Annotated in this window: 9 protein-coding genes; 6 read left to right on the forward strand and 3 right to left on the reverse strand. The window is 64.2% G+C overall.

Translation table 11 applies throughout. The features are described 5' to 3' along the window. The first annotated feature begins 194 nt into the window (after positions 1 to 194). Complete coding sequence (locus DLM46_RS31560) at positions 195 to 941, forward strand: response regulator transcription factor (protein WP_115107386.1); 747 nt, start codon at positions 195 to 197, stop codon at positions 939 to 941. Between the two features lie 33 nt (positions 942 to 974). Here DLM46_RS31560 and DLM46_RS31565 read toward each other — a convergent pair whose 3' ends face one another. After that, complete coding sequence (locus DLM46_RS31565) at positions 975 to 2,924, reverse strand: ATP-binding response regulator (protein ID WP_115107389.1); 1,950 nt, start codon at positions 2,922 to 2,924, stop codon at positions 975 to 977. A gap of 604 nt (positions 2,925 to 3,528) precedes the next feature. Between DLM46_RS31565 and DLM46_RS31570 the strand changes: the two genes are divergently transcribed. Together DLM46_RS31570 and DLM46_RS31575 are read left to right on the forward strand one after the other, a co-directional pair. After that, positions 3,529 to 4,320, forward strand: a complete 792-nt coding sequence (locus tag DLM46_RS31570) for a hypothetical protein (protein WP_115107517.1) — start codon at positions 3,529 to 3,531, stop codon at positions 4,318 to 4,320. A gap of 270 nt (positions 4,321 to 4,590) precedes the next feature. Then, the gene (locus DLM46_RS31575) at positions 4,591 to 8,004 is read left to right on the forward strand and encodes an alpha/beta fold hydrolase (RefSeq protein WP_115107391.1); all 3,414 of its coding nucleotides are present in this window, start codon (positions 4,591 to 4,593) and stop codon (positions 8,002 to 8,004) included. Positions 8,005 to 8,040: 36 nt separating this feature from the next. On the opposite strand, the gene DLM46_RS31580 is transcribed toward DLM46_RS31575, so the two are convergent. Continuing rightward, positions 8,041 to 9,441 carry an FAD-binding oxidoreductase gene (locus DLM46_RS31580; RefSeq protein WP_115107394.1) on the reverse strand — a complete coding sequence of 467 codons (1,401 nt, stop codon included), beginning with the start codon at positions 9,439 to 9,441 and terminating at the stop codon, positions 8,041 to 8,043. After that, positions 9,438 to 10,463 carry an isopenicillin N synthase family dioxygenase gene (locus DLM46_RS31585; protein ID WP_115107397.1) on the reverse strand — a complete coding sequence of 342 codons (1,026 nt, stop codon included), beginning with the start codon at positions 10,461 to 10,463 and terminating at the stop codon, positions 9,438 to 9,440. The genes DLM46_RS31580 and DLM46_RS31585 overlap by 4 nt, the downstream gene beginning before the upstream one ends. A gap of 306 nt (positions 10,464 to 10,769) precedes the next feature. Between DLM46_RS31585 and DLM46_RS31590 the strand changes: the two genes are divergently transcribed. The 3 genes from DLM46_RS31590 (at position 10,770) to DLM46_RS31600 (ending at position 13,020) form a co-directional block, all read left to right on the forward strand. Beyond that, positions 10,770 to 11,597, forward strand: coding sequence for a transporter substrate-binding domain-containing protein (locus tag DLM46_RS31590; protein ID WP_115107399.1), 828 nt, complete (start codon positions 10,770 to 10,772; stop codon positions 11,595 to 11,597). Between the two features lie 86 nt (positions 11,598 to 11,683). Further along, on the forward strand, positions 11,684 to 12,334 hold the full coding sequence (locus DLM46_RS31595; protein WP_115107402.1) for an amino acid ABC transporter permease: 651 nt from the start codon (positions 11,684 to 11,686) through the stop codon (positions 12,332 to 12,334). 23 nt (positions 12,335 to 12,357) lie between these two features. Continuing rightward, complete coding sequence (locus tag DLM46_RS31600; protein ID WP_115107405.1) at positions 12,358 to 13,020, forward strand: amino acid ABC transporter permease; 663 nt, start codon at positions 12,358 to 12,360, stop codon at positions 13,018 to 13,020. Positions 13,021 to 13,028 lie beyond the last annotated feature (8 nt).

Consider the following 13,028-nt stretch of genomic DNA (forward strand, 5'->3'; position numbering starts at 1 on the left):
CGCCACGGGCCGCGGCATGACGGGAAGCATGACCCGGCGTGCCGCGGACTGACGGCCGGGGGTGCGACGGGGGTCGCACCATTTGCGCCGGCAGCCGGGCGGACACTTTCGCTGGCGAAGCGGCAAAATAGAAGTACAACGAGCAGTACGACGGTGGTAGTCAACAACGCGCAGGCCCGACTCGCGGAGACATCATGAAGTTTCTTGTGGCCGACGACCATGAACTGATCCGGCAAGGCGTGAAGGGGCTGCTGCGCGGGCTCGATCCCGACGCCCAGTTCGACGAGGCCGACAGCTGGGAAACCCTCGCCGCCGCGGCGCGTCCCGACGCGGATCACGATCTGGCGATCGTCGATCTGCATATGCCGGGCATGAGCGGCGCGTCATCGCTGGAATTGCTGCTGAAGGCGAACCCCGCGTTGCCGGTGGTCGTGCTCTCCGCCGAAGAATCGCCCGACGAGATGCGCGCAGTGCTGGCGGCCGGCGCACTCGGCTTCGTGCCGAAGCGGCAGCCTGCCAGCGTCATGCTCAAGGCCATCGAACTGGTGTTGTCGGGCGGCGCCTATGTGCCGATGGAAGCGCTCAGCCTGCTAGGTTCGCGCGACGCGCAAGCCGCGCCGGTGCATGCTGAAGCGTCCGCCGAGGCGTCGGCTCAGGCGTGCGGCCATGCCGGCGCCGCGCTGACCGAACCCATCGCGCAGATCCAGGCGTTGCAGCCGCATCAGCAGCATCTGCTGGAGAATCTGTCGCCAAGGCAGCAGGACATCATGCGGCTCGTTCATCGCGGCTGGACCAACAAGATGATCGCGCGTGAGCTGGGTGTCGCCGAAGGGACGGTCAAAGTGCATCTGTCAGTGATTTTCCGGGCGCTCGGCGTGCACAACCGCTCGACGGCGATCGCCGTGATCAACGGCTGGCTGGAAGCCGGCAAAACCCTGTAGCGTTCGCTCAGACACAGGCGGCGTGCGCGCCGCCTACTGTTGCGACTCGCTTTGAGATTGGCTCTGCATCTGGTTGCGTAGCGGGATCTGCGGCTTGGTCTGCAGTGAATTCTGCGGCTCGCGCCCCACTTCGTTCCCTTCATTACTTTCGTTCAGCTCGCTCTGCGCTCTCCGCGGTTCGCCCGCGCGCCGCTCGACGGCGGCCGCTGCCCGCCCTTTATCCAGATCCGCCTGCTGCCACAGCATTTCCAGCGTGCGCCGCAAACGCGCCGGCGTAACCGGCTTGTGCAGCACCGGAATCCCCTGCAAGGCCAGCGCCGCCAGTTCCGCCGACGCCATATCGCCGGTAATCAGCAGCGTCACCACGCCGTCATGGCCCGTTTGCGCGAGCACGTTGCGCACGGCAGTCAGCGCCTGCGCGCCGGTTCGATGGTTCGCCAACTGGTAGTCGCATAACACGGCATCCGGCACGAAGCCGTCGCCGAGCGCCTCGAGCGCGTCGATTTCGTGGCGTGCGCCGCGCACGCTGCAGCCCCAGCGCGCCAACAGGCTGGCGAGGCCTTCGAGAATCGACGGGTCGTCGTCAATGCACAGCACGCGCCGCCCTTGCGCCGACGGGCCGCCCGTCACCGCTTCGTTCAGGCTCGCGACAATCCCGCCGGCGTCGCCCGCCTGCACCGGAAAGCGGAACACCGAACCGCGGCCCGGCGCCGAGCGCACCTGCAATTCGCCGCCGAGCAAACCGACCAGCCGCTTCACGGTAGGCAGGCCGAGGCCATGCCCCTGGCGCGCGTCGCGCTGCGGATTGGCGACCTGATAGAACTCCTCGAAAATGCGCTCATGCTCTTCGGCCGGGATGCCGATGCCCGAATCGCGCACCTCGATATAGCCTCCCGAACGCTGCCCCGCGCGGCGCAAGCCCACCCAGATCGCGCCTTCCTCGGTATAGCGCACTGCGTTCGAGAGCAGGTTGCTCAGCACGCGTTCGAGCAGCACCGGATCGTCGTGAACGACCATCGCGGTCGGCGCGATCCGCAGTGCCAGCCCTTTGGCCGCCGCCTGCGGCCGGTACTGGCTGCCGACCCGCTCGAACAGTTCGGAGAGCCGGAAATGCAGGCGGATCACCTGGGTCACGCCGCTTTCGAGCCGCGCCAGATCGAGCACCTGATTGAACAACTGGTTCAGCGCCTCGACGTTATAGACGATGTGCTCGGCGGTCTTCGCATGCTGCAGGGGCGTCGCCGCCGCGTCGTTGAGCGAGGCCGCCAGCAGGCCGATCGCATGCAGCGGCTGGCGCAGATCGTGGCTCGCGGCGGCAAAAAAGCGCGTTTTGGCAAGGCTGGCTTCTTCGGCGACACGCTTTTGCGCGGCCAGCGACTCCGCCAGATATTGCTGATCCACCCGCGCCTGCACGACGCGCTGGAACAGCTTGCGGTAACTCAGCGCATAGACGTTGATCGCGCAGAAAAAAAACGCGAGGACAATCGCGAGAATCGTGCGGTCGAACGTATGGGTGCCGAAATGCAGCACGATCGACGGCAATAGCAGGAACGGAATCGCGGTCGAAAAATTCAGCAGATCGAAACCGTTCGACATGAACACGCCCGCCGCCAGGGTGACCAGCATCACGGTATGCAGCAGCGGCAGATCGGTTTGGGGACTCTGGAACGCGAACCAGATCGCGACGCCCGGCGCGCTGTACAAAAGCATGCCGCGCAATGCGTGCAGGTAGATCCACGCTCGCGGCGTGACGAGGTCCGGGTAACGGCGATTGCAGATCCATAGCGCGAGGCTGCCGCAATTGGCCGCCGCGTAGAACCCGAAGCACGCAATGAACAGCGGCGGCGACGGGATATTCGGCCAGTAGATCGCTACCAGTACGGCAATCGAAAACCAGTGTGAAAAGAATGCGATCGGGTCCTGGGCGTACAGCACGCGCACCAGGTCTTCGTCGATCGCACGCTGCATAGGGTCGGCCCGCATCCTGCGGTCTCCTTTGTCGATCGGAGTTTGTCGGCCGGAGTTAGTGCTTTAGCTGTCGGCCGGAGTTAGTGCTTTAGCACTTACTCCGGGCCCATGCAAAGCCCTTACTCCGACCGACAGCAGAGCACTTACTCCGGTCCCATGCACCGCATCGTGCACGGCAAGCTCGATGGCTTAGCGCGAGGGGTCAGCGAAACAGAGGTCGCGGGCCGGGCGCGCTGCGCAAAAGGTACTGCATTGTTCTGCTGCGCCGCTGCAGCATTCTGGTGCGGCGCACGGTTCTTTTTCACGGTGAGGCGGACGACGAAACGCGCGGCGGGCCGGATGAAGGGCCGGAGGCGGGTCAACTGGCGAATCGAACAGCGAGCCGGACAGCGAACCGAACAGCGAACCAAATCGCGAACCGAATGGCGAACCGAACAGCGCGTCGGATGGTTTACCCGGCAGTTTACCCATCAGCTACCACTTAATCCATATAGGCGAAGCCGTCGCCGGAAACCATACTGCCTTCACATTCCAGCGCGGCTTCAAATCCTCAAACACCCTTCCCCGCCCGCAGTTCAGGCTCACCGCGCTCTTTGCCTTACCCCTTATGGAGGCTTTCATGGGCGCAGTTCCGAGCCACGAGTTCGTCCGCAATCTCGAAGATGCAATTCTGCCCGACCTGTGGCGCCGGCGTACCCAGCTATCGTCCGACGAAATGGTGTCGATGGTCGAGCTGGTCAGGCGGGCGCTGCGGACCTATCACCCGCTCGAATTGCAGGCGCTCGGCGAAGACAAGGAGGAGCTGGTTGCACAGTTCATCTACGCGAAGGTGCTGCGCCTCGCGCCCGGCCACACGGAAACCAACGCCTGCGCCGACAGCGCGCCGTCCAACAGCTACGCACTGTGCGCGTATTTTCGCCGCTATCTGATCGACTGCCTGCGCAGCGCCGGCCATCAGCGCAACGTGTCGATGGAAAACGAAGGCATGGCGCAGGAAATCGATCTGCACGCGCAAGCGCTGGAAGACCCGGTCGAAAGCGTGTTGTTGCAGTACGGCCTCGACGAACAGTGCGTGCGGCTCGCGGCGCGTACATTTATCGAAAACCTCGACGAACCCGAGCGCATCGTGCTGGCCGGCAGCCTCGGCTGGTGCTCGGAAGGCAAAGGCGGTCTGTCGGCAGTTGCGGCTCAGCATCGGGTGCCCTCCTATCACTATCGCGCCGTCAAGCTCGGCGTCACCATGAAAAAGACGGCCAATGCCAGCGATTTTTCCAACACCAAGATCGGCCGCTGGCTCACCGACGTGCTCGGCATCGAGATCGAGCTCGACAATCGCGCGGCGATTCTGCTCGCCCTGAACCTGCTCGCCGCCGAATCGAGCGACAGCGAAATGAATGAAGCGGCCGCCTAATTGCGCGGATCTGACCGGCCCTCGCCTGTCCTGAGCGCGCCGCAAGCAACGGAAGCGGCCCTGGCGGCAGAAGCAACGCAATCAACGCCCAAAACGCCAATAACGCAAACGACGCAAGCGCGGCGCGCGTACAGCCCCCGCGCCGCATACGATGCGCCTTTTTTTGTCGCTGCGCACCGCCTACGATAAAAAACCAGCGGCCGCGCACCGTCTTTCTTCCGAACCCCGGGCTCCCCCACCGGGCATCCAACTCCTGACGAGGTGGTCGTGATGAATCGCTTATCGAGCGCTATGACGGCGCGCAAGTCGCATTACGATGTCGTGGTCGTGGGTTCGGGCTACGGCGGCGCGATTGCCGCCAGCCGCATGGCTCGCGCCGGCCGCGAGGTGTGCGTGCTGGAACGCGGCCGGGAGTTCATGGCCGGCGAATTTCCGCGCACGCCGCTCGAAGGCGCCGCTCAGGTGCAATACAACACCAGCCTCGCGCATATCGGCTCACCGCTCGCGCTGCTCGAAGTGCACGTGAATTCGGAGGTGAACGCGGTCGTCGGCTGCGGGCTGGGCGGCACCTCGCTGATCAATGCGAACGTCGCGCTCGAAGCCGATCCGCGGCTGTGGGACGATCCACGCTGGCCAGCCGCGTTGCGCGCCGACAAGGCGGGCCGCGACACCGGCTACACGCTGGCCCGCGCGATGCTGCAACCGTCGCCGGTGCCCGGCGATTTTCCGCCGCTGCCGAAACTGCAGGCGCTCGAACAATCGGCGCAAGCGCTCGGTATGCAGGACCGCTTCTATCGGCCGCCGATCACCGTCACCTTCAAGACCGGCAAGAACGCGGCAGGCGTCGACCAGAACCGCTGCGTCGGCTGTGGCGATTGCAATTCCGGCTGCAACTACGGCGCGAAGAATTCGACCCACATGAACTATCTGCCGGATGCCGTCGCGCACGGCGCGCAGATTTTCACGGGCGCCGCGGTGCATTCGGTGGTGCGCGACGAGGACACGCAGAAATGGATCGTGCGCTTCCAGCTGGTGAGTCTCGGCCGCGAGAGCTATGGCGCGCCGGATCTGTTCGTGAGCGCCGATATCGTGATCGTGGCGGCCGGCACCATCGGTTCCACCGCGCTCCTGTTGCGCTCGGCCAAGGCCGGGTTGCCGGTGTCGAAACAACTCGGCGAACACTTCACCGGTAACGGCGACGTACTCGCCTTTGCATACAACACCGACGAGGCGATCAATGGCGTCGGCTGGGGCGCGCACGAGCCGGGCGAGATTGCGCCGGTCGGGCCGACCATCACCGGCATCATCGACCATCGCAACACGGACAACGTGAAAGACGGCTTCGTGATCGAAGAAGGCTCGCTCGCCGGGCCGATCGGCGAGGCGATGATCGGCCTGCTCGGCGGCGCCGCGCCTCTCGAAGGCGTGGACATTCCCGCGTCGCGGCCGGCGGGCGAACTGCTCGACGCGCCCGCGCGCGTGATCGAGAGCATTCTGCGCGGGCCGTATCATGGCGCGCTCAACCACACGCAGACCTACCTCGTGATGGCGCATGACGACGAAAGCGGCCAGATCCGCGTGGACGACAAAGGCAGCCCGCGCATCCATTGGCCGAACGCCGGCAAGCAGCCGATCTTCGAAACGGTCGAGCGGACCCTGATCGATGCGACAGCGCCGCTCGGCGGCGAATTCCTGCGCAATCCGATTTCCGCCGATAGGATCGGCAACCGCGTCGTCACCGTGCATCCGCTCGGCGGCTGTGGCATGGGCGAAGACGCGGAGCACGGCGTGGTCGATCACGCGGGCCGTGTGTTCAGCGGCGACGCGGGCAAGGCGGTGCACGAAGGCCTGTATGTGATGGACGGCGCGGTGATGCCGATGTCGCTCGGCGTCAATCCGCTGCTGACGATCTCCGCGCTCGCGGAACGCAATTGCGCGCTGCTCGCGGCGGCGCACGACTGGCACATCGACTACGAGTCGAAAGGCGACGCCGACACACCGCCGCCCAGCAAAATCGGCTTGCGTTTCACCGAAACGATGGTCGGCACCTATACGCCGGCGGTCGCGGGCGACGCAGTCGCGACGAGTCCGATCCAGTTCACGCTGACCGTCGAATCGGACGATCTGGCCGACATGCTGGACAATCCGCAACACGAGGCGCGCACGGCCGGCACGCTGACCTGCCCCGCGCTCTCCGCGCAACCGATGACGATCAGCGACGGCACGTTCAACCTTTTCGTCGCCGATCAAGCGGATGTGGATCAGCGTGACATGAACTATCGCATGACGCTCGCTTCCACCGAAGGCAAGACGTACTACCTCAGCGGGCGAAAGATCATCACGCGCACGTCGCTGCTCAATCTGTGGGAACAGACCAACACGCTATTCGCCGAGCTTCGCGAGTCGCCGCAAGCCGATGCGCCGCTGCTCGGCAAAGCGACGCTGATCATCACGCCGGAAAATTTCCTCAAGCAGCAGCGCACGCTGGAAGTCACCAACACGCCAGACCTGGCTACGCGCCTCGAATGGACCTTGAAGTTCGGCAAGTTTTTTGCGGGCGTGCTGTTCACGGAATATGGCGGCGTGGCCGCGCCGTTGCAGTTCGTCGACCCGAAGATGTCACCGCGCCTGAAACGGGCGCTGCGTGCGCCGGCGCCGCAAGTCTTCTTTTTCGAAACGCCCGACAAGACGCAACTGAGGCTCACCCGCTACGTCGACAGCGCCAACCAAGCGGCGCGTCCGGTGCTGCTGATCCACGGCTCGGGCGTGTCGAGCCGAATCTATTCCACCGATCTGATCGCGACCAACCTGGTCGAATATCTCTGCGCGGCCGGCTACGACGTGTGGCTCGTCGATCTGCGCGTCAGCATCGAAATGCCGAGCGTGCTGGTGCCGACCAACGTGGACAAGGTCGCTCGCGAGGACATTCCGGCCGCGGTCGCGAAAGTGCGGGAGCTCACCGGCGCGCCAAAAATCCAGGCGCTCGGTCACTGCATGGGCGGGCTGGCCCTGAGCATGTCGTTGCTGTACGGCCTCGATGGCGTGCGCTCGGCGGTCATCTCGCAAGTCTCGGCGCATCCGGTGCCGGGCACGCTGGAACGCATCAAGGCCGGCCTGCACATACCGGACATCATGGAGCATCTCGGCGTGCTCGACCTGAGCGCGTACACGCAGCACGAGAAGTGGCCCCACAACCTGCTCGATGAAGCGTTGCGGCTCTACCCGCTGAACCACAAACAGGGCTGCGGCAACCCCATCTGTCACCGCGCGACATTCCTCTACGGCCTGCTCTACGAACACGAAAAGCTGAACGAAACCCTTCATTCGAATTTGCAGGAACTGCTCGGCGTGCATGACGTCGAGGTGTTCAAGCATCTGGCCACCATGGTGCGGGCGGGCAAGGTTGTCGATGCCGCCGGGAAAGACGTCTACCTGGGGGGGATGAACGGCATGAAGGGGCTCGAGGGCATGCGCCTGCCGATCGGTTTCATCCACGGCGATAAAAACGAAACCTATTTGCCGAAGAGCACCCAGCTCACCTACGACATGCTGGTCGAGCGTTTCCCCGAGCAGCCTTATGAACGGCACGTGATTCCCGGCTATGGGCACATCGACTGCATCTTCGGCAAGAACGCGGCAGTGGATGTCTATCCGGTGATCGGGAGGTATCTCGATGCGCACTGACGGCTGAGCGGAAAACCGCGCATAACGCCCCGCTGCTCAGAACAGCTTGCCTGGGTTCAGGATGCCGTGCGGATCCAGCGCATGCTTGATCGCGGCCATCGCGGCCAACTCGGCAGGCGAACGCGAGATCGGCAGGAACTCACGCTTGAGCAAACCGATCCCGTGTTCCGCCGACACCGATCCGTTGAGCGGCCCGAGCATGTCGTAGACGAACGCGTACACCGCGTGATGATCGACGCCCGGTATCGAACGACCGTCGACGGTCACGTGCAGATTCGAATCGCCGATATGGCCGAAGAAATATGACTCGTTACCCGGCCAGCGCCGATCGAGCGCCGCGCGGCAGCGGTCGACGAATGCGCCGATCTCGCCGATCGGCAAGCTCACATCGAAGTTGACCGGATCGAGCCGCACCGGAAACTCCGCGGTGCATTCGCGAATCGCCCATAAGGCCCGCACGTCGGCGACCGATTGCGCGATCACGGCGTCGCGGATCGCCTGCGCGTCGAGCGCTTCGGTCAGCGCAGCGGAGAAGCGTTCGCCGTCGTCGCCGGCATCGAAGCTCGCGTGTTCGATCAGTGCGTAGAGCGGGTAGGCGTTCGCGAACGGCGAGCGCGCGCCAGTCAGCTTCACGCCGAAATCGTAGAAGTCCGGCCACATGATCTCGAACGCGCCGATGTCGTTGCCAAAGCGCGCCGACAAGCGGCGCAGCAGGTTCACCGCGGCCTCGTAACCGCCGAGCGCGACCAGCGCCGTGTGGCGTGCCGCGCGTGGCGGCTGCAAGCGCAACACCGCGCGTGTAATCACGCCGAGCGTGCCTTCCGAACCGATGAACCAGTGTTTGAGGTCGTAGCCGGTGTTGTTCTTGACCATCTTGCCGAGCGAGCTCAGCACGTCGCCGTTCGCCAGCACGACTTCCAATCCAAGCACCTGGTCGCGCGCGGTACCCGACTGGATCACACGATTGCCGCCCGCATTGGTGGCGAGATTGCCGCCGATCTGGCACGAGCCGCGCGCGCCGAGATCGAGCGCGAGTTCGAAGCCTGCCTCAGCGGCGGCTTCCTGCGCGGTTTGCAAGGTGGTGCCGGCGCGCACCGTCAAAGTGGCCGAGGCAGCGTCGATTTCTTCGACACCGCTTAAACGCTCGAGCGACAACGCGATATCCGTGGCGCGCGCGATCGCGCCGCCGGCGAGCCCGGTCATGCCGCCCTGCGGCACCACAGGCTGATGCGCTGCATGGCAGATGGCCAGCGCGCGCGAGACTTCTTCAGTGCTGCGCGGCAGGAGCAACGCGGCGGGGCGTGTCGGATCGTGACGCGTCCAGTCGGTCATCGCGCGTTCGCCGATCTGTTCGCCGACGCGCACCGCGTCGTCACCCAGCACGGCGCGCAGTGCATCGAGCGTCGCGGCAAGCGGCGCGGCGTGGTTGTCCGTCATGCGGTGGTTCCTGCAGTGGTTCCTGCAGTGGTTCCTGCAGTGGTTCCTGCTGTGGTGCTCTGAGCCGCCTTCTTCCGGTAGCCCATCGAATCGTTGATGCGCCCGAGGATGTAGTCGCCCGCAGCGACCGGCTGGTACTTGAGGTCGCCCTCGCTGGTACCGAGTTCGCGCGGATCGACAGTCGCACCGTAGGTCGGATCATAGAACGTCGCGATCGAATAACGCTCGCGCCCCGACGCATTGATCACGCGATGCAGCGTCGAACGAAAGCGGTCGTTGGTCCAGCGCGCCAGCAGATCACCGACGTTCACGACGAAGCTGCCTTCGATCGGCGGCGCATCGATCCACGTATCGTTGGCGATTTCGCGCACCTGCAAGCCACCCACCCGATCCTGCCACAACAACGTGATGCAGCCGTAGTCCGTATGCGGCGCGACGCCGAACTGATCCGCGTCCGATTGGGGCGGCTGCGGCGGATAGTAGACCATCTGCGTGCGCTGCATCCGCTTCGTATAGCGCGGCACAAAGAAATGCTCGTCGCAGCCGAGGCTCACCGCCACCGCCCGCAGCAGATCGGCGCCGCATGCCGCCACCGCTTCGTAATAGCCGTAGAGCGCGGGACGCAACTCGGGCATGAAGTCCGGCCAGTTGTTCGGCCCGCGCAGCGCCTGGCCGGCGAGCACGTCGGAATCATCCTCCGGCAACTCCAGGCCGATGCTGAAGAACTCCTTGTAGTCGGGGCGTTTCGCCTGATACATGGTCGCGTCGCCGAGTGCGTTGAAACCGCGATGCCGTTGATTCACCGCCGCGCGCCGTTTGGTCTCCACCGGAAACGCGAAGAACTTGCGCGCCGCCTGTTCGGCTGCATCGATCGACGCTTGCGGCACGCCGTGATTGACGATGTAGAAGAAGCCGATCGTCGTGCACGCTTCGCGGATTTCGCGGGCGACGCGCTGCAAAGCTTGCGGATCGCCGGCACGCACGCCGGCGAGATCGATGAGCGGAATACGGGTCACGGGCATCGCCTGACTCCCTGAAAGTCGCTGAAAGTCGTTGAAGAAGCGGCTTATTCAACTGACGAAAGAGGCCCGCTGATCATCCCGCCGATCACGCCGATGGCGGCGCGCGCCTCACGCACCCCAGTTGTATATACCGCCAAAAGCACACCCGCAAGTGACATCGCGGCACCTTGCGTAAGGGCTTTTCTCTACTCGCGTGTTTATTTATTTCGCGGCAAAACCGCGGTATATACTGCCTCGCATGACGCGCGCCGAGCCCGTCTTATCTGCCGCTTTCGCGCACTATCGCTTTGCCAACCGGAGAATCCCATGAGCATCCTTGCAAGCTGGAAGTGTCGTTTGGTCATGCTGGCGTTGTGCGCGGCAAGCGTTGGCGCGCACGCGGAAGACCAGCTCGCCAAAGTGAAGAAAGCCGGTGAACTGGTCGTCGGCACCGAGATGCAGTTCGCGCCTTTCGACTTCCTCGAAAACGGCCAGCAAGCGGGCTTCAACAAGGATCTGTTCGCCGAGATCGGCAAGGAAATGGGCGTGAAGGTGCGCTTTATCGACTTGCCGTGGCCGAGCGTGCTGCCGGGTCTCGAAGCAGGCAAGTTCGACATGGTCGGCGGCCCGCTCACGGTGACCAAGGCGCGCATGGAGCGCTACACGTACACGCTGCCGATCGCGGACGCGACCGACGCGCTGCTCAAGCGCGCCAACGATTCCTCCGTCAAGCAATCGTCGGACATCGCCGGCAAGACGGTGGGTGCGGGCAAAGGCTCGGCGCAGCTCGACCAGTTGAAGAGCTACGTCGCCACCTTGCCCAAGCCGCCTGAAATCCGCGAATACGTCGACAACAATCAGGCCTATGCCGATCTCGCCGCAGGCCGCATCGTGGCAGTCGCGAATTCGATGACCAACATTGCGTATGTCGCCAAGCAGCGCCCGGAAACGTTCGCGGTCGTGCAGCCGCCGTTCGGCGCGAAGGTGTACTTTGCCTACTGCCTGCGTAAGGACGCGGACAGCAAGCCGCTCGCCGACGCCTTCAATGCCGCGCTCGTGAAAATGCATGGCGACGGGCGCCTTGCGGCCTTGCAGAAGAAATGGTTCGGCGTCGCCATGGATGCACCGACCACGATGCCCACGCCGAATTATTGATGTCCTGATGCAGGCGCTGTGATGTACGCGATGCGGGCTCCGCCGCGGGCCGCATCGCCCTTTCCGTTCTAGCGAGTGCGACGCTTATGTTCAGCACGACCGTCTTCGTCCAGGGCTTGCCGCTGCTCTTGCACGCGGCGCTCGCCACCATCGGCATTTCGCTGACCGGTCTCATGATCGGCTTCTTCGTCGCGATCGGCGTATGTTCGGCGCGGCTCTCCGCGAACCGCGCGGCGCGCATGTTCGGCGGCGCCTACGTGTTCTTCTTTCGCGGCGTGCCGATGCTGGTGCAATTGCTGCTGGTGTATAACCTGCTGCCGTTCGCCGGGATCAATGTGTCGCCGGTGGTCGCGGCGATCAGCGCCGTGTCGCTGTGTTCCGCGTCCTATATCGCCGAGATTCTGCGCGGCGGGTTCCTGAGCATTCCGCCGGGTCATATCGAAGCCGCCCGCATGCTCGGGCTTTCGCCGTTCGATATGCTGCGGCGAATTCTGGTGCCGCAGGCCTTTCGCCTGACACTGCCGTCGCTCGTCAACGAAATGGTGCTGCTGATCAAGGCTTCTTCGCTGATCTCGGTGGTGGGCGTGGCCGAGTTGACCCGCACCGCGCAAAATGTCGCCGCCAGCACTTATCGGCCGCTCGAAGCGTACCTTGCCGCCGGGCTGATTTACTTCGTGATCTGCGGCACGCTGGCGCTCGTTGCGCATGCCGCCGAATATCGTTTGCAACACGCCTGACGGAACCGCTGTGCGATAAAGCCATGCAAAAACTCGACCCCGCCGTCATCACGCACAACCTTCAACCGATCGCCGCCGGCCTCGCGACGACGCTAGGCACGTGGGCCGCGGGCGTCGCGATCGGCATCCTGATCGGCTTTCTGATCGCCGTGCTGCAGCTCTTTTGCGGACGCTGGGTGCGAGGCCTGTTGCGCTTCTACATCGAAGTGTTTCGCGGCACGCCGTTTCTGGTACAGCTGTTTCTGCTGTACTACGGCGGTCCTTCAATCGGTGTCACGCTCGAACCGATGACGGCCGGCGTGCTCGGCCTCGGCCTGTACGGCAGCGCGTATTTTGCCGAAGCATTCCGCTCGGGTTTTCAATCGGTGCCGCCGGGACATCTCGAAGCGGCGTCCTGTCTGGGACTTACGCGCTGGCAAGCCGTGCTGCGCATCCAGCTGCCGCAAATGCTGGTGCTGATCGTGCCCGCGCTGACCAATCTGATCATCGTGCTGAGCAAGGAAACCGCGGTGCTGTCGATCGTCACCGTGCCCGAACTCACATTCGTGCTGACCGGCATCGGCTCGGCCACCTTCGCTTTCGTCGAAACCCTGCTGGTGCTGTGCGTGTGCTATCTGGCGCTGGTCGAGCTGACCTCGCGCGCCGGCATGTGGGCCGAAGCCCGCATCGCGCGCTTCATGGCATGAACGGAATC

This window comes from Paraburkholderia lacunae (genome assembly GCF_003353175.1).
Taxonomy (GTDB): domain Bacteria; phylum Pseudomonadota; class Gammaproteobacteria; order Burkholderiales; family Burkholderiaceae; genus Paraburkholderia; species Paraburkholderia lacunae.

Bases quoted from the DNA above. Each gene is read 5' to 3' on its own strand.
- DLM46_RS31560 (WP_115107386.1), top strand. From the start codon at position 195: ATGAAGTTTCTTGTGGCCGACGACCATGAACTGATCCGGCAAGGCGTG.
- DLM46_RS31565 (WP_115107389.1), bottom strand. From the start codon at position 2,924: ATGCGGGCCGACCCTATGCAGCGTGCGATCGACGAAGACCTGGTGCGC.
- DLM46_RS31570 (WP_115107517.1), top strand. From the start codon at position 3,529: ATGGGCGCAGTTCCGAGCCACGAGTTCGTCCGCAATCTCGAAGATGCA.
- DLM46_RS31575 (WP_115107391.1), top strand. From the start codon at position 4,591: ATGAATCGCTTATCGAGCGCTATGACGGCGCGCAAGTCGCATTACGAT.
- DLM46_RS31580 (WP_115107394.1), bottom strand. From the start codon at position 9,441: ATGACGGACAACCACGCCGCGCCGCTTGCCGCGACGCTCGATGCACTG.
- DLM46_RS31585 (WP_115107397.1), bottom strand. From the start codon at position 10,463: ATGCCCGTGACCCGTATTCCGCTCATCGATCTCGCCGGCGTGCGTGCC.
- DLM46_RS31590 (WP_115107399.1), top strand. From the start codon at position 10,770: ATGAGCATCCTTGCAAGCTGGAAGTGTCGTTTGGTCATGCTGGCGTTG.
- DLM46_RS31595 (WP_115107402.1), top strand. From the start codon at position 11,684: ATGTTCAGCACGACCGTCTTCGTCCAGGGCTTGCCGCTGCTCTTGCAC.
- DLM46_RS31600 (WP_115107405.1), top strand. From the start codon at position 12,358: ATGCAAAAACTCGACCCCGCCGTCATCACGCACAACCTTCAACCGATC.